Origin of the sequence: Enterobacter cloacae complex sp. IR5402 (assembly GCF_049238125.1) — a bacterium.
Lineage (GTDB): Bacteria > Pseudomonadota > Gammaproteobacteria > Enterobacterales > Enterobacteriaceae > Enterobacter > Enterobacter hormaechei_C.
The window spans coordinates 192,013-214,747 of the sequence record NZ_JBMKHO010000006.1 but is presented as its reverse complement, the minus strand read 5'-3'; the positions used below and the strand labels follow the sequence as shown (position 1 = coordinate 214,747).

The following is a 22,735-nucleotide window of genomic DNA, read 5'->3' as shown; positions in this document are numbered from 1 at the left end:
TGTCACCTTCTGCCTGTGGTAACTGTTAGAGACACAACACAACCACACAAAAAGAAAATGGCAGAAATCACAGATTCAACTCCCCTTCCAGCGGCAGCAAACACCCCGGATGGCGATATCAAGTGGGTACGCAGCGCATCGGACGTTTCACGTCTCGTTAATGACGGCTCTCAGGGCCGGGCCAATGCCCGCATCGTGGTCGGTATCGCGCTCGGGGGAATTTTTCTCGATGCCTACGATCTCGGCGCGCTGGCATTCGGCATCAAAGACATCACCCGCGAATTTAACCTGACGCCCGCCGGTACCGGCATGGTGGCTTCAGCCATTACGTTTGGCGCGATTGTCGGGGCGCTGCTCGGCGGCTATCTTACGGATAAAATCGGGCGCTACCGCGTCTTTATGGCCGATATGGTATTCTTTGTCGTTGCCGCTATCGCCTGTGCGCTGGCCCCGAACGAATATGTGCTGGCGGGCGCGCGCTTTGTGATGGGTCTTGGCGTTGGGATCGACCTTCCCGTCGCGATGGCGTTTCTCAGCGAGTTCGCCAGACTGAAAGGCCCGGGGAATAAAGCCTCCAGCGTCGCGATGTGGTGTCCCACCTGGTATGCTGCCATCAGCATCTCTTATCTTCTGGTGCTCTTCTTTTACGCCGTACTGCCGGAAAGCCACAGCGACTGGCTCTGGCGTCTGATCCTTGGCTTTGGCGCGGTGCCCGCGCTGGTGATTATCGCCATCCGTAGCCGCTATATGAGCGAATCCCCGGTCTGGGCGGCGAATCAGGGCAATCTGAAGGAGGCGGCGTCTATCCTGCGGCAGTCTTACAACATTAATGCCCACGTACCGCAGGATGCGCTCGACCAGCCCGCGCCTGTTGTGAACAAGGCAAAATGGTCGAACTACCTGAACCTGTTCCGCGGTATCTATCTGCGGCGTACCACGCTCGCCACGCTGCTGTCAGTCGTCTCCTCGTTCGCCTATAACGCCGTAGCCTTTGGCCTGCCGGTGATCATCTCCAGCTTCTTTGTGCAGTCGATGCTGACCACCATTCTGATCTCGCTGGCGCTTAATCTGCTGTTCGCGTTTGTCGGCGGGCTGCTGGCGGTGCGCTATGTTCCGCGCTTCGGCGCATGGCGGATGTCACTGGCGGGTTATGCGTGCCAGCTGGCGGCGCTGCTCGGCCTGGCGCTGATTGGCCGCCCTGACGGGTCCACGGAAGGCGTGGTCGCCATCGCGATGCTGGCGCTGTTCCTGTTTGGCCAGGGTTTTGGTCCGGGTGCGCACACCATGACGTTTGCCTCTCTGAGCTACCCGACCTCGCTGCGCGGTGTGGGTGTGGGGCTTAACCAGACGCTGATGCGCAGCAGTTCAACGCTATCACTGTTTCTGTTCCCGCTGCTGGTCGCCTCGCTGGATACCGCCGTGTTCTGGGTGATTGCGCTGGCGCCGTTTATCGGCCTGGCCTCGCTGCTGGCGATCCGCTGGGAGCCGTCGGGGTATGATGTGGATGCAGAGGATTATCGCTAGCCTTTCTTGCCGGGTGGCGCTGCGCTTGCCCGGCCTACATTACTGAAACCGGCTCACATGAGCCGGTTTTTTTATCCATAAGCGACTCATATGACAGCCTTCATTTCCGCCAGGGCATACTGAAACGTATCCCGATAGTGCGGAAGTGGAAGCACCATGTTAGCAACTCAGGTCACTGATAATTCATACAAAGGCTGGCAGGCCTCGCTTGCCCTCCAGTTTTGTCATACCCCTGAGAAAACCCTCCTCCATTCCGCGCGTCACACCGGGCCACTTACCGTTCAGCGTCCGTTTTATCCCGAAGGGGAAACCTGCCACCTTTACCTGCTGCACCCGCCAGGCGGAATTGTGGGCGGGGATACGCTGGATATTTCCGTGCGGCTCGACGCCAAAAGCCATGCCCTCATCACCATGCCCGGCGCCAGCAAGTTCTATCGCAGCAGCGGCCCGCTGGCCTGCCTCAGTCAGCATTTTCACCTCGACGAAGAGGCCACGCTGGAGTGGCTGCCGCAGGACACCATTATTTTCCCCGGCGCTAACGCCGCGCTGCGTTCCGTCTTTCACCTGCACGCCACCAGCACGCTGCTGGCGTGGGAGCTGTACTGTCTGGGCCGTCCGGTGATAAACGAAACCTTCAGCCAAGGCACGCTGGAGAGCCGCCTTGAGGTGTGGGTGGATGGCGAGCCGCGTCTGATTGAGCGACTGCATCTCAGCGGTGGCGATCTGACGCCCGTCGCGGACCATCCGTGGGTCGGCACGCTGCTGTTCTATCCGGCCCGGGAAGCACATCTCGACACGGTGCGCGAGCGGCTCGCCCCGCTGGAAAACTTTGGCGGGGCGACGCTCACCGACGATCTGCTGTCGGTGCGTTTTCTCTCGCACGACAACCTGATTTGTCAGCGGGTGATGCGCGATATCTGGCAGTCGCTTCGCCCGCTTTTAACCCCCAAAACCGCCTGTTCGCCGCGCATCTGGCAGACATAAAGAGAAACGCTATGGAACTGACTCCCAGAGAAAAAGACAAGCTGTTGCTGTTCACCGCCGCGCTGGTTGCCGAACGCCGCCTCGCGCGCGGGGTAAAGCTCAACTATCCGGAATCGGTCGCGCTGATCAGCGCCTTTATTATGGAAGGCGCGCGCGATGGCGAAACCGTCGCCTCGCTGATGGAAGCCGGCCGCCACGTCCTGACGCGCGATCAGGTGATGGAGGGCGTACCGGAGATGATCCCGGATATTCAGGTGGAAGCCACCTTCCCGGACGGATCCAAGCTCGTCACCGTCCACAACCCGATCGTGTAAGGAGCGCGTGATGATCCCAGGTGAATACCGGATCCAGTCCGGCAACATTGCTCTCAACGTCGGGCGCGAAACCCGAAGTGTGATAGTGGAAAACCACGGCGACAGGCCGATCCAGGTGGGATCGCACTATCACTTTTACGAGGTCAACCCGGCGCTGAAGTTCGATCGCGAGGCCACCCGAGGCTACCGGCTGAACATCCCGGCGGGCACCGCTGTGCGCTTCGAGCCCGGCCAGAAGCGGGAAGTGACGCTGGTGCAGGTGACGGGCGCACAGCGCATTTTCGGTTTTCGCGGCGAGATCATGGGCGAGGTGAAACATGGCTGAGATTTCACGCCAGGCGTATGCCGATATGTTTGGCCCCACGACCGGGGATAAAGTGCGGCTGGCCGACAGCGAACTGTGGATCGAAGTAGAAGACGATCTCACGATCTACGGAGAAGAGGTTAAATTCGGCGGCGGAAAAGTGATCCGCGACGGCATGGGACAGGGGCAGATGACCGCCGACGACTGCGTGGATCTGGTGCTCACCAACGCGCTGATCGTCGATCACTGGGGGATCGTGAAAGCGGATATCGGCGTAAAAAATGGGCGGATCTTCGCCGTCGGCAAAGCCGGAAACCCGGACATTCAGCCCGGCGTGACGATCCCGATTGGCGCAGCAACGGAAGTGATCGCCGCCGAAGGCAAGATTGTCACCGCTGGCGGGATCGACACCCATATCCACTGGATCTGTCCGCAGCAAGCGGAAGAGGCGCTGGTCTCTGGCGTCACCACCATGATCGGCGGCGGCACCGGGCCCGCGGCAGGTACAAACGCCACCACCTGCACGCCGGGGCCATGGTATATCGCCCGCATGTTGCAGGCTGCCGATACGCTGCCGGTGAATATTGGCCTGCTGGGCAAAGGGAACGGCTCCAACCCAGACGCGCTGCGCGAGCAGATCGCGGCAGGTGCCATCGGGCTTAAGATCCACGAAGACTGGGGTGCGACGCCTGCGGCCATCAACTGCTCGCTGGAAGTCGCTGAAGAGATGGATATCCAGGTGGCGCTGCACAGCGACACGCTGAACGAGTCCGGTTTTGTCGAAGATACGCTGGCCGCCATCGCCGGGCGCACCATCCACACCTTCCACACCGAAGGGGCGGGCGGCGGCCATGCGCCAGATATCATCACCGCCTGTGCGCACCCGAATATTCTGCCCTCCTCCACCAACCCGACGCTGCCCTACACGGTCAACACCATCGACGAGCACCTGGACATGCTGATGGTTTGCCATCACCTCGACCCGGATATCGCCGAGGACGTGGCGTTTGCCGAATCCCGCATTCGCCGGGAGACCATCGCCGCCGAAGACGTGCTGCACGATATCGGCGCGTTCTCACTCACCTCGTCAGATTCACAGGCAATGGGCCGCGTGGGGGAAGTGATTATCCGCACCTGGCAGGTCGCGCACCGCATGAAGGTTCAGCGCGGCGCGCTGCCGGAAGAGACCGGCGATAACGACAACTTCCGGGTGAAGCGCTATGTCGCCAAATACACCATTAACCCGGCGCTGACCCACGGCATCGCCCATGAAGTGGGCTCGATTGAGGCGGGCAAGCTGGCGGACCTGGTGGTCTGGTCCCCGGCGTTCTTCGGCGTCAAGCCCGCCACCATCGTCAAAGGTGGGATGATCGCCTGCGCACCGATGGGCGATATCAACGCCTCGATCCCCACGCCGCAGCCGGTGCATTACCGGCCGATGTTTGGATCGCTGGGCGCCGCGCGCCACGCCACGCGGCTGACGTTTATCTCGCAGGCCGCCAGTGCGAACGGCATCCCGCAGCAGCTCAACTTGCAGAGCGCCACGGCGGTGGTGAAAGGCTGCCGGACAGTGAAAAAGGCGGACATGATCCACAACGCTCTGCAACCGAACATCACCGTCGACTCGCAAACCTACGAGGTGTGCGTCGACGGCGAACTGATTACCAGCGAACCGGCTGACGTTCTGCCGATGGCACAACGCTATTTCCTGTTTTGAGGAGTGATGATGATTTATCTGACCCAACGCCTGGACCACGCACACCCGACTACCGCCAGCGTCACGCTGCCGATTGACGTGCGGGTGAAAAGCCGCGCCCGCGTGGCCCTGAACGACGGTCGCGAAGCCGGGCTGATGCTGCCGCGCGGTTTGCTGCTGCGCGGCGGCGATCTGCTGACCACCGACGACGGCAGCGAGGTGATCGAAGTGATCGCGGCCCCGGAGTCGGTTTCCGTGGTGCGCTGCGCCGATCCGTTCCTGCTCGCCCGCGCCTGTTACCACCTGGGCAACCGTCACGTGCCGCTGCAAATTATGCCCGGCGAGCTGCGCTACCACCACGACCACGTTCTTGACGATATGCTGCGTCAGTTCGGGCTGGAGGTGACCTTCGCCAGCCTGCCGTTTGAACCGGAAGCGGGGGCTTACACCAGCGATGCCCACAGCCATGGCCACTCCCACGCTCATTCACATTAAGGACTCATCATGCGCAAGTATTTACCGCTGTTTCTGCTGGCCTTTTCCGTTCCGGCGCTTGCCCATCCGGGCCACGGGACCGACAGCTTCCAGGCCGGATTTCTCCATCCGCTGACCGGGCTGGATCACCTGCTGATGCTGACGGGGGCTGGCGTGCTGTCCGCCCTGAGCGGCCGCAAGCTGCTGCTGCCGTTAGCAACGCTCGGCATGATGCTTGCTGGCGCCGTTGCGGGCAGCCTGCTCGGCGGTTTTAGCGGCATGGAAATGCTGATTATCGCCTCGCTGGCGGTCTGCGGCGTAATGATGTTCAAGACTGAAAATCGCCTGCTGCTGGCGGTGCCAGCCCTGGCGATGTTCCACGGCTGGGTGCACGGCGTGGAGATGTCCGGCCACAGCTTCTGGCTCTTCACCAGCGGGTTTATGTTAGCCAGCGCCACGGTGCTGTGCGCCAGCTTCGCGGCAGGGCTGCTGCTGCGCCGTCACGACGGCCTGCGTAAAACCTTCGGCGGCGGGCTGATCGTCTCTGCCCTGCTGGCGCTGATGAGCTGATGGAGCACGCCCGCCAGCGGCTGCGCCTGATGCAGCTCTCCAGCAGTAGCCTGCCGGTCGGATCGTTTACCTGGTCGCAGGGGCTGGAGTGGGCCGTTGAGGCCGGGTGGGTCACGGACGCTGAGGCCTTCAGGCGCTGGCAGATCCAGCAGATGGAGCAGAGCTTTTTCTGCGTCGACCTGCCGCTGTTTATCCGCCTTTATCGTGCCTGCGAGAAGCAGGACGTCGCGACAGCAAAACGCTGGACGGCATACCTGCTCGCCTGCCGGGAAACGCGCGAGCTGCGCGATGAAGAACGCAACCGTGGCGCGGCCTTTACGCGCCTGATTAAAAGCTGGGAACCCGCCTGCCCGCCAGAATGGTTGCCGCTGTTGACGCAGAGCCAGCTCTGCGGTATGGCGTGGCTCGGCGTGCGCTGGGGCATTAGCGCGCGCGAGCTGGCGCTGAGCCTGGGCTACAGCTGGATTGAGAGCGCGGTGATGGCGGGCGTCAAGCTGGTGCCGTTTGGGCAGCAGGCCGCACAACAGCTGATCATCGACCTGAGCGACCATTTTGCCGCCGGGTTTGAACAGGCATTTTTACGTGGCGACGACGCGCTGGGGGCCGCTACGCCGCTGTCCGCCATCGCCTCCGCGCGCCACGAAACCCAATATTCACGACTATTCCGTTCCTGAGGAGTCAATATGGCTGATTACAAACATCCCCTGCGCGTTGGCGTGGGCGGCCCGGTAGGGTCGGGCAAAACCGCCCTGCTGGAAGCGCTCTGCAAGGCGATGCGCGATACCTATCACCTGGCGGTGGTGACTAACGATATCTACACCAAAGAGGATCAGCGCATCCTGACCGAGGCGGGTGCGCTGGAGCCAGAGCGCATCGTGGGCGTGGAAACGGGCGGCTGTCCGCACACCGCCATCCGCGAAGATGCTTCAATGAACCTGGCGGCGGTGGAAGCACTCAGCGAGAAGTTCGGCAATCTGGATCTGATCTTCGTCGAAAGCGGCGGGGATAACCTGAGCGCGACCTTTAGCCCGGAGCTGGCGGACCTCACCATCTACGTCATCGACGTGGCCGAAGGGGAAAAAATCCCGCGCAAGGGCGGGCCGGGGATCACCAAATCCGATTTTCTGGTGATTAACAAAACCGATCTCGCGCCGTACGTCGGCGCCTCGCTGGAGGTGATGGAGCGCGACACCAACCGCATGCGCGGCGAGCGTCCGTGGACCTTTACTAACCTGAAAGCGGGAGACGGTCTGGGAACGATCATTGCGTTTCTGGAAGAGAAAGGGATGCTGCGGGTGTAGTGCGGGTTATTGCCGGGTGGCGGCTTCGCCTGACCCGGCCTACGGTTTTGTAGGCCCGGTAAGCGCAGCGCCACCGGGCAAAAAAACTCACGCCTCCGGCAGCTCCGCCAGCGGCCAGCGCGGACGCACGGACACGCTCAGGTCAGCCGTTGCGCCAGCGTTCAGGCGCACCATCCCGGCGTAGGCGATCATCGCCCCGTTATCGGTACAAAATTCAGGACGCGCGTAGAACACTTCCCCACGACGCTTTTGCATCATCTCTGCAAGCTTCGCGCGCAGCGTACGGTTGGCGCTCACGCCGCCTGCCATCACCAGGCGCTTAAAGCCGGTCTGATCCAGCGCGCGTTTGCACTTGATCATCAGCGTATCCACCACCGCATCTTCGAACGCACGAGCGATGTCGGCACGCGTCTGCTCGCTGTCGTCGTTATTGCGGATGGTGTTCGCCGCGAAGGTTTTCAAACCGGAGAAGCTGAAATCCAGCCCCGGACGATCAGTCATCGGACGCGGGAAGACAAAGCGCCCTTCCGTTCCCTGCGCCGCCATTTTGGACAGCATCGGGCCGCCTGGGTAATCCAGCCCCAGCAGCTTGGCGGTTTTGTCGAACGCTTCACCGGCAGCGTCGTCGATTGACTCGCCCAGCAGCTCATACTTGCCAATACCCGTTACGCTGATCAGTTGGGTATGACCACCGGAAACCAGCAGCGCCACAAACGGGAACGCTGGCGGATTGTCTTCCAGCATCGGCGCCAGAAGGTGCCCTTCCATATGGTGAACCGGAATGGCCGTAACATCCCACGCGAAGGCCAGTGAACGCCCTACCGTTGCGCCGACCAGCAGCGCGCCGACCAGGCCCGGTCCTGCGGTATAGGCCACGGCATCAATATCTTTTGCACTCAACCCGGCCTCTTTCAGCGCCGCCTGGATCAGGGGAACCGTTTTACGCACGTGGTCACGAGAGGCCAGTTCAGGCACGACGCCGCCGTAGTCAGCGTGCAATTTCACCTGACTATACAGTTGGTTGGCCAGAAGCCCTTTTTCGTCGTCGTAAATCGCGATGCCGGTTTCATCGCAGGATGTTTCAATACCCAGTACACGCATGACTTGTTTTACCTCGTTTCAATACCGCGCAGTGTAGAGCCTGGGCGGATTGTTGTAAAACTTTGTTCGCCCCAGGAAGAAGCCTCGTGTATACTCCTCACCCTTATTAAAGTCCCTTTCAAAATCGCATCGGTGCTTTACAAAGCAGCAGCATTTGCAGTAAAATTCCGCACCATTTTGAAATAAGCTGGCGTTGATGCCAGCGGCAAACCGAATTTATTAAAGGTGAGAGTTACATGCCGGTAATTAAAGTACGTGAAAACGAGCCGTTCGACGTAGCACTGCGTCGCTTCAAACGTTCATGCGAGAAAGCAGGTGTTCTGGCTGAAGTTCGTCGTCGTGAGTTTTATGAAAAACCAACGACCGAACGTAAGCGCGCTAAAGCTTCCGCTGTGAAACGTCACGCGAAGAAACTGGCTCGCGAAAACGCACGCCGTACTCGTCTGTACTAATCTGTTGAGGGCCACAGCCCTCAATTGACAGACAGAGTTGTAGTCGTAAGGCCGTGCTTCCGGAAGGAATGCGCGGCTTGTTTTCGTTTATAAGTCGCTTAAATTTTTGGGGCATATGGCCGGAAGAATCCCACGCGTTTTCATCAATGACCTGCTTGCCAGAACCGACATCGTCGATCTCATCGACGCGCGGGTGAAGCTAAAAAAGCAGGGCAAGAACTACCATGCGTGCTGTCCGTTCCATAACGAAAAAACCCCCTCTTTTACCGTAAACGGTGAAAAGCAGTTCTACCATTGCTTCGGCTGTGGCGCACACGGTAATGCCGTCGATTTTTTGATGAACTACGACAAGCTCGAGTTCGTTGAAACCGTCGAAGAGCTGGCGGCGATGCATAACCTTGAAGTGCCGTATGAAGCGGGCAGTGGGCCAAGTCAGATCGAGCGCCATCAGCGGCAAACGCTGTACCAACTGATGGATGGCCTGAATTCGTTTTACCAACAGTCTCTTAAGCACTCTGCGGCTGAGCCTGCGCGTCAGTATCTGAACAAGCGCGGACTGAGTGACGATGTGATTGCGCGTTTCGCTATTGGTTACGCCCCGCCCGGCTGGGACAACGTGTTAAAGCGTTTTGGCGGCAATAGCGAAGATCGTAAATCCCTCATCGACGCAGGCATGCTGGTCACCAACGACCAGGGACGAAGCTACGACCGCTTCCGTGAACGGGTGATGTTCCCGATCCGCGACAAGCGTGGCCGGGTGATAGGTTTTGGTGGTCGCGTGCTGGGTGATGCCCTGCCGAAATACCTTAACTCCCCGGAAACCGATATTTTCCATAAGGGCCGCCAGCTTTACGGTCTTTATGAGGCACAGCAGGATAATGCGGAACCTCCGCGTCTTCTGGTCGTCGAAGGCTATATGGATGTTGTTGCGCTGGCGCAGTACGACATTAACTATGCCGTTGCGTCGCTGGGAACGTCCACCACGGCGGACCATATCCAGCTGCTGTTCCGCGTCACCAACAACGTGATTTGCTGTTACGACGGTGACCGCGCAGGACGCGACGCCGCCTGGCGAGCGCTGGAAACCGCGTTGCCGTATATGACCGACGGGCGTCAGCTACGCTTTATGTTCCTGCCCGACGGTGAAGACCCGGATACGCTGGTGCGTAAAGAGGGCAAAGCGGCGTTTGAAGCGCGGATGGAGCAGGCTCAGCCGCTCTCCACGTTTCTGTTTAACAGCCTGATGCCACAGGTTGATTTGAGTACCCTTGACGGGCGCGCGCAGCTCAGCACGCTGGCGCTGCCGTTAATCAGCCAGGTGCCCGGCGAAACGCTGCGCATCTATCTGCGTCAGGAGTTAGGCAACAAGCTCGGCATTCTGGATGACAGCCAGCTTGAACGTTTAATGCCGAAACAGGCTGAAAACGGCACGGTACGCCCCGCGCCTCAGCTAAAACGCACAACCATGCGTATACTGATAGGGTTGCTGGTGCAAAACCCCGAACTTGCTCCGCAAGTGCCGTCGCTGGCGGGTTTGAACCACGAAAAATTGCCCGGGCTTGGCTTATTTTCAGAATTGGTCAACACTTGTTTGTCTCAGCCAGGTCTGACCACCGGACAACTTTTAGAGCATTATCGCGGCACAAAAGAGGCCGCTACCCTTGAAAAACTGTCGATGTGGGACGATATAGCAGATAAGGATATCGCAGAAAAAACGTTCACCGACTCACTCAACCATATGTTTGATTCGATGCTTGAGTTGCGCCAGGAAGAGTTGATAGCTCGCGAGCGCACCCATGGCCTAAGCAGCGAAGAACGCCGGGAGCTCTGGATGATTAACCAGGAACTGGCGAAGAAATAAAAAATTTAACGGCTTAAGTGCCGAATATCGATCGGGAAGCCCCCGGCAGCCGCACTGAGAGGCAGCGGCAAAAATATAAGTACGCCCTCGCTTTAAAGGTTGGCAGCCCATCGCCGACACCAATCAAACGAATTAAGTGTGGATACCGTCTTATGGAGCAAAACCCGCAGTCACAGCTGAAACTTCTTGTCCAACGCGGTAAGGAGCAAGGCTATCTGACCTATGCCGAGGTCAATGACCATCTGCCGGAAGATATCGTCGATTCAGATCAGATCGAAGATATCATCCAAATGATCAATGACATGGGCATTCAGGTGATGGAAGAAGCACCGGATGCCGATGATCTGTTGCTGGCTGAAACCTCCAACAACACTGACGAAGATGCGGAAGAAGCTGCTGCACAGGTACTGTCCAGCGTGGAATCTGAAATCGGGCGTACCACTGACCCGGTCCGCATGTACATGCGCGAAATGGGTACCGTTGAACTGTTGACCCGCGAAGGCGAAATTGACATCGCAAAACGCATCGAAGACGGGATCAACCAGGTTCAGTGCTCTGTTGCCGAATACCCGGAAGCGATCACCTATCTGCTGGAGCAGTACGATCGCGTTGAAGCAGAAGAAGCGCGTCTGTCCGATCTGATCACTGGCTTTGTCGACCCGAACGCTGAAGAAGATATGGCGCCAACCGCCACTCACGTCGGTTCTGAGCTGTCTCAGGAAGAGATGGATGACGACGAAGACGAAGATGAAGAAGAAGACGACGACAGCAGCGATGACGACAACAGCATCGACCCTGAACTGGCGCGTGAGAAATTTGCCGAGCTGCGTACCCAGTACGAAGTGACGCGTGACACCATCAAAGCGAAAGGCCGCAGCCATGCCGCCGCTCAGGAAGAGATCCTGAAGCTGTCTGAAGTGTTCAAACAGTTCCGCCTGGTGCCAAAACAGTTCGACTACCTGGTGAACAGCATGCGCGTGATGATGGATCGCGTACGTACCCAGGAACGTATCATCATGAAGCTGTGCGTTGAACAGTGCAAAATGCCGAAGAAGAACTTCATCACCCTCTTCACCGGCAACGAAACCAGCGAAACCTGGTTCAACGCCGCTATCGCGATGAACAAGCCGTGGTCTGAAAAGCTGCACGACGTGAAAGAAGACGTACAGCGCGGCCTGCAAAAACTGCATCAGATTGAAGAAGAGACCGGCCTGACCATCGAGCAGGTGAAAGACATCAACCGTCGTATGTCCATCGGTGAAGCGAAAGCCCGCCGTGCGAAGAAAGAGATGGTTGAAGCGAACTTACGTCTGGTTATCTCTATCGCCAAGAAATACACCAACCGTGGCCTGCAATTCCTGGATCTGATTCAGGAAGGCAACATCGGTCTGATGAAAGCGGTAGATAAGTTTGAATACCGTCGTGGTTACAAGTTCTCCACCTATGCTACCTGGTGGATCCGTCAGGCGATCACCCGCTCTATCGCAGACCAGGCGCGCACCATCCGTATTCCGGTGCATATGATTGAGACCATCAACAAACTCAACCGTATCTCTCGCCAGATGTTGCAGGAGATGGGCCGCGAGCCGACGCCGGAAGAGCTGGCTGAACGCATGCTGATGCCGGAAGACAAGATCCGTAAAGTGCTGAAAATCGCTAAAGAGCCAATCTCCATGGAAACGCCAATCGGTGATGATGAAGATTCGCATCTGGGTGATTTCATCGAGGATACCACCCTCGAGCTGCCGCTGGACTCTGCCACCACTGAGAGCCTGCGTGCCGCTACGCACGACGTGCTGGCTGGCCTGACCGCCCGTGAAGCCAAAGTGCTGCGTATGCGTTTCGGTATCGACATGAACACCGACCACACGCTGGAAGAAGTGGGTAAACAGTTTGACGTGACCCGCGAACGTATCCGTCAGATCGAAGCGAAGGCGCTGCGTAAACTGCGCCATCCGAGCCGCTCTGAAGTGCTGCGTAGCTTCCTGGACGATTAATCGGTCCTGAAATGAAAAAGCTCCCAATCGGGAGCTTTTTTTTGTTTATTCCCTCTCCCTGTGGGAGAGGGTCAGGGTGAGGGCATCAGGCCGCAGAGGAGCTAAAGCCCCCTCACCACAAGCGCCTCATCAAGTTCCCGATACGCCTCCACCAGCTTGTCCAGCGTCGCCCTGTTCAGCCCGCTGGGGTTCGGCAACACCCAAACCTGCGTTACGCCAATGGTAATGTCCTGCTTACCCCACTTCACACCGCGCTGGCTGAACGCCTGCTCGTAGGCCTGCTTGCCGAGGATCGCCAGCGCCGCGGGCTGATAGTCTTCAATTTTCGCGATCAGCTCACGCCCGCCAGCGCGCAGCTCATGCAGATTCACTTCGCTCGCCTGCACCGTGGGTCGCTCGACCAGCATGGTGATGCCACAGCGCGTATCCAGCAGCTGCTGCTCTTCTTCCGGCTTAAGCTGTTTGTCGGTAAATCCGGCCTGGTGGATCACCTTCCAGAAGCGATTTCCCGGATGAGCAAAGTGAAAACCGGTGTGCGCCGATGACTTGCCCGGATTAATACCGCAGAACACCACCCGCAGGCCAGGGGCCAGAATATCGTTGATCATCTCTACTCCTGTCTATGCATCTTAAGATAAGTATAAAGGATTGATTATGCGTTGTTTATAAAAACAGCAGGCAGGTGTGAATGGCTGGATTGCTGAGGGGAGTTACTTTATAATTCACCGCCACGGCCCCTTAGCTCAGTGGTTAGAGCAGGCGACTCATAATCGCTTGGTCGCTGGTTCAAGTCCAGCAGGGGCCACCAAATTTTAGCTTTAGAATCATCCAGTTAAGCCACTCGATTGAGTGGCTTTTTTGTAAGTAATCCACCACACGTAGCCCGGCCTGCCGCTTCCCCTCACAAACCCTAAAAACTAAAGAAATCCCCCATCGCGCCGATCATCATCCGTGTGTATTATTTCCTGTAGCTTTTACAACAACTAACCTTAACTCAAATACTTAAGCGCCAGAGCGAAAGGCATCATGAGCACACCGATCAAACGGCTAGAAATCATTAAAAATGCCATTGAGCTGGAAGATGACGACATCATCCGGAGCCAGTTGAAACGTCTCAAAGAGGAAGCCTTTGACGATGAACTCCTGTCCATCGTCGCGGCGCTTGAGCAGAAAAACTACACCGCAGCCCTTCGCGCTATCACCACCTGGCTGCAAAGCCAGCGCGCCGTTACCCCGTGGCGTGACCCGCAACTGGCGGCCAGCAAGCTGGAGCTAAAAGCCCTGGAAGAGCGTCTGCGCGATCTGATTGATCGTCGTAACGCCCGGGTACAGCAGCTTGACGAATTCAACGATCTCTATTTCTCCCGCCTCGGGCCGTTGATGCAGCAGATCCTCGCCCTGCGTAAAACGCTGGCGGAGCTTAACCTGCGTCGTCAGCAGGCGGAGACGCGTCGCCGGGAAGAGGATTACCGCCGCTGCCAGAGCTATATGGCGCAGGCCGTAGAGGTTCTGACAACGCTCACCCGGCGCTGGCGAGATCTGCCTGCGGATTCCGTTCAGGCGGCAGAGGCGCGCAAGCATCTTCAGCAGCAAAGTAATCTGATTGCCAACCTGCTGGCCGAAGCGATGGAGCTGGAGACCGGTTTAACGCGTGAAGAAGAGCCAGCACGTCAGGCGCGCGATGAGGCCAACGAAGAGTACAAGAAGTATCGCGAACAGCATCATGATGCCGAAGTGCGCCTGCGTAAAGGCAAGGATCTCTCTGAAGAGGATCGGAACGAGCTGAAGCGGCTCTGGCGTCAGGCGAGCAAGTTATGCCACCCGGATCTGGTTGCCGATGATTTAAAAGAAGAAGCCAACAGGATGATGGTGCAACTCAACCAGGCCAAACAGCGCGGCGACGTGAAGGCCATTCGCTTGCTGGTCGCCCGTCTGCAACAAGGGTTTGAACCGATGATGGCGAGCGACAGGCTGAACGACCTGGAACGTATTCGTAAAAAGATGGCGCAGGTGCGTGAGCAAATCGACACCCTGGTGAACGAGCTGGCAGAGCTGGAGAAAGAAGAGTCCTGGCTGCTCGTCTCGTCGCTCAGCAATATGGAAGCCTACTTTGCCCAGCAGGAGAAAGCGCTGAAAGAGGTATGCGCCTCGCTCGAACATCAGGTGAGCGAAGCGCAGCTGGATCCCGCTGCCTGATTATTTGGCGTGCCAGTACGCGCTGGCACGCACCAGCTGTGGGTCAATTGCGTCGGTTTCAAACTGACGGCTCAGGCGTTTCACCCCCTTCCCCTCCCCGGTCAGCCAGATAAAGTAATCCTCTTCCGGCACGGCCAGCGCTGCAAGATGGTCGGCTACCGCCTGCTCGTTGTGGCCAATAACCCAGGTGATGTTGAACCCGCTCAGGTGCGCCAGATAGTCCTGGTACGTCGCATCGCCCACGGTGACGATGGCGTGGATCGCCGGGCGAACAGGCAGTTTTGCGATGCTTTCTAAACGGCGGCGCAGCGCGGGCATGCCCGACTCGTCGCACACGTACAGCTGCCAGGCGTAATCTTCCGGCACCACCAGCGAACCACGCGGACCGCCGATGGTCAGCTTGTCGCCCACCTTCGCCTCTACCGCCCAGTTGCTGGCAATGCCACCATCATGAACGAAGAAATCGAGCGCCAGCTCATGTTTTTCGTCATCGTACAGCGGGGTATAGTCACGCGCTTGCGGACGCACGCCGTCGCCCCAGTCGATGCCTTCATCAGTCACCACAGGCGGCACGAAAGTGGTGCCCGGTGCCGGGAAAAAGACTTTGGTATGGTCGTCAAAGCCGCGAGAGCTAAAGCCCTCCAGCGCCTCGCCGCCTAGCACAATGCGCTGAAATCCTGCACTGACTCGCTCAGTGCGCATCACGTTCAGCTCACGAAAACGCAGGTCATTGCGGACACGTTGAGGGTAACGGGTAGATGCCATGTTGATGCCCTTCTCAGGTGAATACGATATATCGGAATGAATTTTTAATGATAATGATTGCTATTAACTCAGAAATCAAGATTTTTTAGATTGCATCTGAATATATCTTAGATATAGTTTAGATATATCAAATTGAGGAAGAAACATGCGACACGAACACGACGGCGGCGGACGCCGGCCACGATTTTTTGGTCATGGCGATCTGCGGCTGGTGATCCTGGATATCCTGACCCGCAACGCGAGCCATGGTTATGAGCTGATCAAAGAGATCGAGAACCTGACGCAGGGACATTACACGCCAAGCCCTGGCGTGATCTATCCGACGCTGGATTACTTGCAGGATCAGGCGCTTATCACCATTACCGAAGAAGAGAACGGCCGTAAGCGGATTGCGATTAACGCCGCCGGAGAACAGTGGCTGGAAGATAACCGGGAACAGCTGGAGCAGATCCAGACGCGTATCAAGGCGCGCTCCGTCGGTTTCCAGCTGCGCAAAAACCCGCAGATGAAGCGGGCGCTGGATAACTTCAAAGCGGTTCTGGATCTGAAGGTTAATCAGGGAGAGCTCAGCGACGCGCAGTTAAAACAGATTATCGGCGTGATTGACCGCGCGGCACTGGAGATCTCCCAGCTGGATTAAGCCAGCACGCCGTCGCTCACGCGGAACACGCGGACCAGCTCTTTCAGGTGCATGGCCTGTTCGTTAAGGGATGCCGCCGCCGCAACGGACTCCTCCACCAGCGCGGAGTTCTGTTGGGTGGTGGCGTCTATCAGGCCAATCGCGCTGTTGATCTGCGAGATGCCTTCCGTCTGTTCGTGGCTGGCCTGGCGAATCTCACGCAGGATGACGTCCATCTCTTCCACGTTGCCGACCATGCCGTTGATAAGCCCGCTGGCCTTCTCCACAAGGTTCATGCCGTCCTGCGTCTGGCTTGTGGAGCTTTCAATCAGCTGGCGGATCTCACTTGCGGATGTTGCACTTTTCTGCGCGAGCTGACGTACCTCGCCCGCCACCACCGCAAAGCCACGACCATGCTCACCCGCGCGCGCCGCTTCGACCGCCGCGTTCAGCGCCAGAATATTAGTCTGGAAGGCAATGGCGTCGATCAGGTCGATAATGTCGGACATCCTGTTCGATGTTTCGTTGATCAGGCGCATCTTGCTGGTGACCTGCTTCATCATCTCGCCGTTGTTTTTGACCACAGCAGCCGCATCGGCAGACAGGTTCGTCGCTTCTCCGGTGTGGGACGCGGTATTCTTCACCGTAGCGGTGATCTGCTCCATCGACGCGGCCGTCTGTTCAACGGAACTGGCCTGCTCCTCCGTGCGGGCAGCCAGATCCTGGTTGCCCGCGACAATCTGCGCGGCGGCGCTGGAGATGTTTTCCGATCCGGTTTGCACCTGCTGCACAATCTCCAGCAGGCGCGTTTTCATCTCCATCAGTGCGGTGAGTAGCAGTCCGGTTTCATCTTTACCGTGCGAGGTAATGCTGCCGGTGAGATCGCCATCGGCAATGGCCTCCGCAAAATTCACCGCGTCGTTCAGCGGGCGGGTAATGGATCGCACAATGAACCAGCCAGTCAGGCTGGCTGCCGCGACGCTGAAAAGCGTAATCAGGATCAGCAGGAGACGATTGGTGCGGAAATCACCTTCCACCTGCTCGCCCGCACTCTGCATTTCATGGTCCTGGATCGCAATCAACGCCTGCACTTTCGCTTTATAGGACTGTTGCAGGTTCAGGGTGTTGGTCATCATTTCGTTTATCGCGCCCGCACGGTCGTTATTCTGCACGGCCTGCAAAATGCGGTAGCGCGAGTCAAGATATTGCTGGCGCACGCCGTGGATATCGGCCAGCACCTGTTGGGATTTTTTATCCTTGAGAGCGTTGTCCAGCTCGCTCAGGATTGCGGCGATGCGCTCGCTGATCGCCTTCAGACGCTGCTCTGATTGCGCCGTGTACGTCCCCTGTTCGTCCAGCAGCATGAGCTGCTGCGTGCTGATAAATTCCTGGAAGTTGTCGATTAACTGGTTCGCTTTTACCGTCGTTGGATAATCGCTGGTAAGGATGGTTTGCATTCCATTGTTTGCCCGATTCAGGCTCATCAGAGACAAGCTTGCGCTGACGACCATCAGGACAATAAATAATCCAAACGCCAGAAATAATTTCGTGCCGATCTTTACGTCATGTATGAACATATTTACCCCATCGATGTGATTATTTCTCAGACGATCGCTGTTATCGACAGGAAACTCTCTAACTTTATGACTTTGATCGTTTTTTTATTTCCCACTTTCAATAAATCCGGGGCGTAGCAATTAAAAAACGGGTGCTTTTTTTAGTTACTTAATATTTCATTAACAACATAACTTATTCTGAAAAACAAAAAAGCCGTTTACCCCGGAGGAATAAACGGCTTTATCGAAGCATGCATTTCTTAATGCAGCACGGTAACCGCATCTTCAAGACGTCCGGCCCGGTGCTTAACCATCGCGGAAATCTGCGCGCTCTCTTCGACCAGGTCAGCATTTTTCTGCGTAATGCTGTCCAGCTCTGCCACGGCACGGGTCAGCTCTGTCAGGCCTGTCGCCTGCTCTGAGGTGGCGTGGCTGATCTGCGCGATAAGCTGCGTGACGTTTTTCACCTGCTCGACAATATCATCCATGGTACGTCCCGCGGCGTGGACCTGATCGGCGCCCGACTGCACTTTGCTGGCGCTGGCGTCGATCAGCTTACGAATATCGTTAGCTGCATTCGCGCTGCGGCTGGCAAGATGACGCACTTCGCCCGCCACCACCGCAAAGCCTTTCCCCTGCTCGCCCGCGCGTGCCGCCTCAACCGCGGCGTTCAGCGCCAGAATATTGGTCTGGAAGGCAATGTCATTGATAAGCGAGGTAATAGAGCCAATGCGCTGGGTACTGTCGGCAATGTCATCCATGGTTTTCACCACGGTCTGCATCGCGGTGCCCCCCTGCGTGGCCGCGCTGCTGGCGGCCATCGACAGCTTGTCGACTTCGGCTGCGGTCTCAGAGTTACTCTGCACCGACGCCGCCATCTGGTTCATTGTTGCCACGGTCTGCTGAACGTTAGCCACGGTCTGGCGCGTGCGGTCGTTGAGATCTTCATTGCCCTGCGCCAGCCTGTCGCTACCGTCGCGCACGCTCATCACCTGGCTGGAGACGTCGTTGATCAACCAGCGGCACATCAGCCCCAGCTGTCCGACGGCCCGCAGCGTTAGCCCCAGTTCATCGCTGCGGTCAAGATGCTGCACGCTGTTACGCTCTCCGGTAGCGACCCTGAGCGCCTGCCGTGCGACGTTTTCCACCGGGCGGACAATCTGTTGCTCAAACACCAGGGTGCCAAGCAGCATCACCACGGCTGCCGCCACCAGCGAAGCCCAGCCCGCGGCACTGGCAACCAGCGTTGCGGCCATCACCGCAAAAAGTACCGCCATTACGCTGCGCACGCGCCAGCGCAGCGGCATCGCCGGTAATTTGCCGAGCCAGCCTTTGCGCACCACCAGCCCTTTATGAATGCGTTTTTTGCTACGTCCTTCGTTGAGCGCCTTATAAAGCGGCTCCACTGCGGCGACCTCGTCCTCGGTGGCGCGGGTACGAATGGACATATAGCCCGTCATCTGGCCGTTACGCACCATCGGTACCGCATTGGCGCGTACCCAATAGTGATCGCCATTTTTACGTCGGTTTTTGACAATCCCGCTCCAGGGTTCGCCCTTTTGCAGCGTGTACCACATGTCGGCAAAAGCCGCTTTCGGCATATCCGGATGGCGCACAATGTTGTGCGGTTGCCCGAGCAGCTCCTGGAGCGTAAAGCCGCTCACTTGCACAAAGGTGTCGTTAGTGTGGGTCATGTAGCTGTGGAGGTCGGTGGTCGACATAAGCGTGGTGTCATCGTCCAGCGGATATTCATTCTGGGTGACATAGTCAGGAGAGGACATAGTGAGCATCCCTTGCAGGTTATTTGAATGTTAATTTTGTGGCTTATGTTTTTTCGGCGATAAAAAATTTATCTTTAGTTGTTAAATATGATTGAGATCGCAAATCTCGGTTAAACCGCACTTTTCGTGCGTTTTTCTAATTAATTGATTTAAAATACTTTCGAGACGAAACTACCTACAAAGCATGATCCCCCGGCGCACACTTAAGGCGCATTTCCTGCCCTGAAGTAGTGCAATTGACGACACCCCATCCCCGGCTCGTTATCCCTTATCCCGTGCGGCGCGCAATGGCATGATTAAATATTGTGCAAATTTGATTTCACCTGGCGTTTATCCCGATTTTTGTTAAGGCATCTGAGGTGGCGTAATCCCTGCAATAATTAACTCAGTATCATGTGATACGCGATCCCCGGGAGCATATTTTGAACAGGTTACCTTCCAGCGCCTCGGCTCTTGCCTGTACCGCGCACGCACTGAATCTCATTGAAAAGCGAACGCTTGATCATGAGGAGATGAAACAACTTAACCGTGAGGTCATTGATTACTTTAAAGAGCATGTGAATCCTGGTTTTCTGGAGTATCGCAAATCTGTTACCGCCGGCGGGGATTACGGAGCCGTAGAGTGGCAAGCGGGCAGTCTGAATACGCTTGTCGACACCCAGGGACAGGAGTTTATCGATTGCCTGGGTGGTTTTGGTATTTTCAACGTGGGGCACCGTAATCCAGTTGTGGTTTCCGCCGTACAGAATCAACTTGCGAAACAACCTCTCCATAGCCAGGAACTGCTCGATCCGCTTCGCGCCATGCTCGCGAAAACGCTGGCAGCCTTAACGCCCGGCAAACTGAAATACAGCTTCTTCAGCAACAGCGGCACCGAATCGGTCGAAGCGGCGATTAAACTCGCCAAAGCGTACCAGTCGCCACGCGGGAAATTTACCTTTATCGCCACCAGCGGCGCGTTCCACGGGAAATCCCTGGGCGCGCTGTCGGCGACCGCTAAATCCACTTTCCGCAAACCGTTTATGCCGCTGCTGCCGGGCTTCCGCCACGTACCGTTCGGCGACATCAACGCCATGCGCACCATGCTCGGCGAATGCCGTAAAACCGGCGACGACGTGGCGGCGGTGATCCTGGAGCCGATTCAGGGTGAAGGCGGCGTGATCCTCCCGCCGCAGGGCTATCTGCCCGCCGTGCGTCAGCTGTGCGATGAGTTTGGCGCGCTGCTGATCCTCGACGAAGTGCAGACCGGGATGGGGCGCACCGGCAAGATGTTCGCCTGTGAGCATGAGAACGTTCAGCCGGATATTCTGTGCCTGGCAAAAGCGCTCGGCGGCGGCGTGATGCCGATTGGCGCAACGGTCGCCACTGAAGAGGTGTTCTCGGTGCTGTTCGACAATCCATTCCTGCATACCACCACCTTTGGCGGTAACCCGCTGGCCTGCGCGGCCGCGCTGGCGACCATCAACGTGCTGCTGGAGCAAAACCTGCCTGCGCAGGCGGAGCAGAAAGGCGACATGCTGCTGGACGGCTTCCGCCAGCTGGGCCGGGAATACCCGGATCTGGTACAGGATGCGCGCGGGAAAGGGATGCTGATGGCGATTGAGTTCGTTGATAACGAAACCGGTTATAGCTTCGCAAGCGAGATGTTCCGCCAGCGGGTACTGGTGGCGGGAACGCTTAACAACTCGAAAACTATCCGCATTGAACCACCGTTGACGCTCACCATTGAGCAGTGTGAGCAGGTGCTGAAGGCGGCGCGTAAGGCGCTGGCGGCGCTGCGGGTGAGTGTGGAAGAGGCGTAAAAAAAGCCGGGTGGCGCTACGCTTTCCCGGCCTACAACATACTGCATATGCAAGCCCGGTAAGCGTAGCGCCACCGGGCTGCTTTTTATCGGTGAAACTCTGCCACCGTCATGGTGAAGCGAAGCACGGTATCGCTTTCATTGGCATAGCCGTGCGCCGCTTCCGTTTTCGCCACCGCCGACGCCCCGGCAGCTACCTGCGTTACCGTCTCGTCCACCGTCAGGGTTAACATGCCTTCGTTCACGTGCAGCAGCTCAAACGTTCCCGCCGGATGTCCCGGAGAGGTGAACGTTTCTCCCGGATGCATCTCCCACTGCCACAGCTCAATCATATCCGGGCCTGCGGTGCCTGCCAGCAATCTGGCGTAACCGCCCTGTGCGCCCTGCCACAGAACCGGGATCGCCTCTTCCTGAATAATGTGTATCTGCGGCTCGCTGGAGACGTTAACGATATCTGCCACCGAGACGCCAAGCGCGGCGGCCAGTTTACACAGAATGGCAATGCTGGGGTTGGCAGCCCCTTTTTCGATCTCTACCAGCATGCCTTTGCTGACGCTGGCGCGGCGAGAAAGCTCGTCCAGCGACAGTTTTTTCTCTTTCCGCCAGCTGCGGATACGGTTCGCGACGGCCAGGCTTACCTGGGCAACATCGGCACCCGCATCGGTCATTATATTGACTTTATCAGTCATTGGTCACTACCATGGTATAAAACAGTCAATACAGGATTATTTATGTCTCTTGTAACACCGTCAATAGATTCGCGACTTGTCGGGATCGCGCCCGGCTTTCGGGCGCTGAGCATTCTGGTTGAAGCTGCCCCGATTACCCAACCGGAGGTTGCGCCCGCTGCGCTGGCGCAGGCCTGCCAGCAGATGCTCAATGATGATGTGCCCTGGGCAGAAAATCATCTCGCCGCCTGGGATGAGGTGTTTAAAGCCTTTGGTGCAAAACCCAAACGTACGCCCTGCTCGGCCTCGGCCCTGCGCAAGCGCGTGATGAGAGACGGTTCGCTGCCGCCGCTCGACCCGGTGGTGGATATCTATAATGCCATCAGTATCCGCTACGCTATTCCGGTAGGGGGAGAAAATCTGGCGGCTTACTCGGGAGCGCCGCGCCTGACGCTGGCCGACGGCAGCGAGCCGTTTGATACCCTCAAAGAGGGTGAGCCGGTAGTCGAAAATCCGGAGCCAGGCGAAGTTATCTGGCGTGACGATCTTGGCATCACCTGCCGCCGCTGGAACTGGCGACAGGGGATACGCACGCGTCTGGACAGCCAGGCGCAGTCCATGTGGTTTATTCTCGAAAGCCTGCCGTCGATGCCGCTGGCGGCATTACAGGAAGCTGGCGATGAGCTGGTGAGCAATCTGCAAAAGCTGATGCCGGGCGCGACGGCGCGTATTCAGTTGCTGGAGCTGGCGTGAACAACGCCTGGTGGCGCT

At 57.6% G+C, this 22,735-nt stretch carries 22 protein-coding genes and 1 tRNA gene; 17 read left to right on the top strand and 6 right to left on the bottom strand.

The genetic code is table 11. The annotated features are described in order from the left end of the window. Positions 1–57: 57 nt before the first annotated feature. From ACOTXL_RS12960 to ureG, 9 genes are all read left to right on the top strand, one after another. Positions 58–1,524, top strand: a complete 1,467-nt coding sequence (locus ACOTXL_RS12960) for an MFS transporter (protein ID WP_045350474.1) — start codon at positions 58–60, stop codon at positions 1,522–1,524. Positions 1,525–1,680: 156 nt separating this feature from the next. Further along, a complete protein-coding gene (locus ACOTXL_RS12955) occupies positions 1,681–2,508 on the top strand; it encodes an urease accessory protein UreD (protein ID WP_045343349.1) in 828 nt (275 codons plus the stop codon). A gap of 11 nt (positions 2,509–2,519) precedes the next feature. Beyond that, entirely contained in the window at positions 2,520–2,822 is a 303-nt protein-coding gene (locus ACOTXL_RS12950) for an urease subunit gamma (protein WP_003862556.1), read from the top strand. 10 nt (positions 2,823–2,832) lie between these two features. Further along, complete coding sequence (locus ACOTXL_RS12945) at positions 2,833–3,147, top strand: urease subunit beta (protein ID WP_003862557.1); 315 nt, start codon at positions 2,833–2,835, stop codon at positions 3,145–3,147. After that, positions 3,140–4,843 carry an urease subunit alpha gene (gene ureC / locus ACOTXL_RS12940; protein ID WP_045350475.1) on the top strand — a complete coding sequence of 568 codons (1,704 nt, stop codon included), beginning with the start codon at positions 3,140–3,142 and terminating at the stop codon, positions 4,841–4,843. The genes ACOTXL_RS12945 and ureC overlap by 8 nt, the downstream gene beginning before the upstream one ends. Before the next feature lie 9 nt (positions 4,844–4,852). Continuing rightward, complete coding sequence (gene ureE / locus ACOTXL_RS12935) at positions 4,853–5,317, top strand: urease accessory protein UreE (protein WP_003862559.1); 465 nt, start codon at positions 4,853–4,855, stop codon at positions 5,315–5,317. A gap of 9 nt (positions 5,318–5,326) precedes the next feature. Then, a complete protein-coding gene (locus ACOTXL_RS12930) occupies positions 5,327–5,866 on the top strand; it encodes a HupE/UreJ family protein (RefSeq protein ID WP_045350476.1) in 540 nt (179 codons plus the stop codon). Beyond that, the gene (locus tag ACOTXL_RS12925; protein ID WP_023314875.1) at positions 5,866–6,540 is read left to right on the top strand and encodes an urease accessory protein UreF; all 675 of its coding nucleotides are present in this window, start codon (positions 5,866–5,868) and stop codon (positions 6,538–6,540) included. Before ACOTXL_RS12930 ends, ACOTXL_RS12925 begins: the two co-directional genes overlap by 1 nt. A 9-nt stretch (positions 6,541–6,549) precedes the next feature. Further along, positions 6,550–7,167: an urease accessory protein UreG gene (gene ureG, locus ACOTXL_RS12920; RefSeq protein ID WP_022651876.1), complete on the top strand. Its 618-nt coding sequence runs from the start codon at positions 6,550–6,552 to the stop codon at positions 7,165–7,167. A gap of 87 nt (positions 7,168–7,254) precedes the next feature. Here ureG and tsaD read toward each other — a convergent pair whose 3' ends face one another. Then, positions 7,255–8,268 carry a tRNA (adenosine(37)-N6)-threonylcarbamoyltransferase complex transferase subunit TsaD gene (gene tsaD, locus ACOTXL_RS12915; protein WP_410031828.1) on the bottom strand — a complete coding sequence of 338 codons (1,014 nt, stop codon included), beginning with the start codon at positions 8,266–8,268 and terminating at the stop codon, positions 7,255–7,257. A 236-nt stretch (positions 8,269–8,504) separates the two neighbouring features. Between tsaD and rpsU the strand changes: the two genes are divergently transcribed. The 3 genes from rpsU to rpoD all read left to right on the top strand — a co-directional run bounded on the left by rpsU (position 8,505) and on the right by rpoD (position 12,578). Continuing rightward, on the top strand, positions 8,505–8,720 hold the full coding sequence (gene rpsU, locus ACOTXL_RS12910; RefSeq protein ID WP_001144069.1) for a 30S ribosomal protein S21: 216 nt from the start codon (positions 8,505–8,507) through the stop codon (positions 8,718–8,720). A 115-nt stretch (positions 8,721–8,835) separates the two neighbouring features. Beyond that, positions 8,836–10,581: a DNA primase gene (dnaG, locus tag ACOTXL_RS12905; protein ID WP_045350477.1), complete on the top strand. Its 1,746-nt coding sequence runs from the start codon at positions 8,836–8,838 to the stop codon at positions 10,579–10,581. A 152-nt stretch (positions 10,582–10,733) separates the two neighbouring features. After that, complete coding sequence (gene rpoD / locus ACOTXL_RS12900; RefSeq protein ID WP_006812010.1) at positions 10,734–12,578, top strand: RNA polymerase sigma factor RpoD; 1,845 nt, start codon at positions 10,734–10,736, stop codon at positions 12,576–12,578. Positions 12,579–12,679: 101 nt separating this feature from the next. On the opposite strand, the gene mug is transcribed toward rpoD, so the two are convergent. After that, entirely contained in the window at positions 12,680–13,186 is a 507-nt protein-coding gene (mug, locus tag ACOTXL_RS12895; protein ID WP_003862577.1) for a G/U mismatch-specific DNA glycosylase, read from the bottom strand. Positions 13,187–13,310: 124 nt separating this feature from the next. On the opposite strand from mug, the gene ACOTXL_RS12890 reads away from it, so the two are divergent. Beyond that, positions 13,311–13,386: transfer RNA gene (locus ACOTXL_RS12890), tRNA-Ile, on the top strand. A 218-nt stretch (positions 13,387–13,604) separates the two neighbouring features. Beyond that, entirely contained in the window at positions 13,605–14,774 is a 1,170-nt protein-coding gene (locus tag ACOTXL_RS12885; protein WP_003862593.1) for a DNA repair ATPase, read from the top strand. Here ACOTXL_RS12885 and ACOTXL_RS12880 read toward each other — a convergent pair whose 3' ends face one another. After that, positions 14,775–15,539, bottom strand: coding sequence for a siderophore-interacting protein (locus tag ACOTXL_RS12880; protein WP_023323763.1), 765 nt, complete (start codon positions 15,537–15,539; stop codon positions 14,775–14,777). 145 nt (positions 15,540–15,684) lie between these two features. Between ACOTXL_RS12880 and ACOTXL_RS12875 the strand changes: the two genes are divergently transcribed. Beyond that, complete coding sequence (locus ACOTXL_RS12875; RefSeq protein WP_003862595.1) at positions 15,685–16,179, top strand: PadR family transcriptional regulator; 495 nt, start codon at positions 15,685–15,687, stop codon at positions 16,177–16,179. Here ACOTXL_RS12875 and ACOTXL_RS12870 read toward each other — a convergent pair. Both ACOTXL_RS12870 and ACOTXL_RS12865 read right to left on the bottom strand, forming a co-directional pair. Continuing rightward, entirely contained in the window at positions 16,176–17,735 is a 1,560-nt protein-coding gene (locus ACOTXL_RS12870; RefSeq protein WP_022651882.1) for a methyl-accepting chemotaxis protein, read from the bottom strand. The genes ACOTXL_RS12875 and ACOTXL_RS12870 overlap by 4 nt on opposite strands. Positions 17,736–17,974: 239 nt before the next feature. Further along, on the bottom strand, positions 17,975–19,495 hold the full coding sequence (locus ACOTXL_RS12865) for a methyl-accepting chemotaxis protein (RefSeq protein ID WP_045350478.1): 1,521 nt from the start codon (positions 19,493–19,495) through the stop codon (positions 17,975–17,977). 422 nt (positions 19,496–19,917) lie between these two features. Here ACOTXL_RS12865 and ygjG point away from each other — a divergent pair, with 422 nt between their 5' ends. Next, on the top strand, positions 19,918–21,297 hold the full coding sequence (ygjG, locus tag ACOTXL_RS12860) for a putrescine aminotransferase (RefSeq protein ID WP_022651884.1): 1,380 nt from the start codon (positions 19,918–19,920) through the stop codon (positions 21,295–21,297). An 85-nt stretch (positions 21,298–21,382) separates the two neighbouring features. Here the strand turns inward: ygjG and ACOTXL_RS12855 are convergent, their stop codons facing one another. Next, complete coding sequence (locus ACOTXL_RS12855) at positions 21,383–21,985, bottom strand: helix-turn-helix domain-containing protein (RefSeq protein ID WP_023314879.1); 603 nt, start codon at positions 21,983–21,985, stop codon at positions 21,383–21,385. A gap of 42 nt (positions 21,986–22,027) precedes the next feature. On the opposite strand from ACOTXL_RS12855, the gene ACOTXL_RS12850 reads away from it, so the two are divergent. Continuing rightward, positions 22,028–22,717 carry a B3/4 domain-containing protein gene (locus ACOTXL_RS12850; protein WP_045350479.1) on the top strand — a complete coding sequence of 230 codons (690 nt, stop codon included), beginning with the start codon at positions 22,028–22,030 and terminating at the stop codon, positions 22,715–22,717. Positions 22,718–22,735: the final 18 nt, after the last annotated feature.

Bases quoted from the DNA above. Each gene is read 5' to 3' on its own strand.
- rpsU (WP_001144069.1), top strand. From the start codon at position 8,505: ATGCCGGTAATTAAAGTACGTGAAAACGAGCCGTTCGACGTAGCACTG.
- rpoD (WP_006812010.1), top strand. From the start codon at position 10,734: ATGGAGCAAAACCCGCAGTCACAGCTGAAACTTCTTGTCCAACGCGGT.
- ACOTXL_RS12955 (WP_045343349.1), top strand. From the start codon at position 1,681: ATGTTAGCAACTCAGGTCACTGATAATTCATACAAAGGCTGGCAGGCC.
- ACOTXL_RS12870 (WP_022651882.1), bottom strand. From the start codon at position 17,735: ATGTTCATACATGACGTAAAGATCGGCACGAAATTATTTCTGGCGTTT.
- ACOTXL_RS12960 (WP_045350474.1), top strand. From the start codon at position 58: ATGGCAGAAATCACAGATTCAACTCCCCTTCCAGCGGCAGCAAACACC.
- tsaD (WP_410031828.1), bottom strand. From the start codon at position 8,268: ATGCGTGTACTGGGTATTGAAACATCCTGCGATGAAACCGGCATCGCG.
- dnaG (WP_045350477.1), top strand. From the start codon at position 8,836: ATGGCCGGAAGAATCCCACGCGTTTTCATCAATGACCTGCTTGCCAGA.
- ureC (WP_045350475.1), top strand. From the start codon at position 3,140: ATGGCTGAGATTTCACGCCAGGCGTATGCCGATATGTTTGGCCCCACG.
- ACOTXL_RS12875 (WP_003862595.1), top strand. From the start codon at position 15,685: ATGCGACACGAACACGACGGCGGCGGACGCCGGCCACGATTTTTTGGT.
- ureE (WP_003862559.1), top strand. From the start codon at position 4,853: ATGATTTATCTGACCCAACGCCTGGACCACGCACACCCGACTACCGCC.
- ACOTXL_RS12865 (WP_045350478.1), bottom strand. From the start codon at position 19,495: ATGTCCTCTCCTGACTATGTCACCCAGAATGAATATCCGCTGGACGAT.
- ACOTXL_RS12880 (WP_023323763.1), bottom strand. From the start codon at position 15,539: ATGGCATCTACCCGTTACCCTCAACGTGTCCGCAATGACCTGCGTTTT.
- ACOTXL_RS12950 (WP_003862556.1), top strand. From the start codon at position 2,520: ATGGAACTGACTCCCAGAGAAAAAGACAAGCTGTTGCTGTTCACCGCC.
- ureG (WP_022651876.1), top strand. From the start codon at position 6,550: ATGGCTGATTACAAACATCCCCTGCGCGTTGGCGTGGGCGGCCCGGTA.
- ACOTXL_RS12945 (WP_003862557.1), top strand. From the start codon at position 2,833: ATGATCCCAGGTGAATACCGGATCCAGTCCGGCAACATTGCTCTCAAC.
- mug (WP_003862577.1), bottom strand. From the start codon at position 13,186: ATGATCAACGATATTCTGGCCCCTGGCCTGCGGGTGGTGTTCTGCGGT.
- ACOTXL_RS12885 (WP_003862593.1), top strand. From the start codon at position 13,605: ATGAGCACACCGATCAAACGGCTAGAAATCATTAAAAATGCCATTGAG.
- ACOTXL_RS12850 (WP_045350479.1), top strand. From the start codon at position 22,028: ATGTCTCTTGTAACACCGTCAATAGATTCGCGACTTGTCGGGATCGCG.
- ACOTXL_RS12930 (WP_045350476.1), top strand. From the start codon at position 5,327: ATGCGCAAGTATTTACCGCTGTTTCTGCTGGCCTTTTCCGTTCCGGCG.
- ACOTXL_RS12925 (WP_023314875.1), top strand. From the start codon at position 5,866: ATGGAGCACGCCCGCCAGCGGCTGCGCCTGATGCAGCTCTCCAGCAGT.
- ACOTXL_RS12855 (WP_023314879.1), bottom strand. From the start codon at position 21,985: ATGACTGATAAAGTCAATATAATGACCGATGCGGGTGCCGATGTTGCC.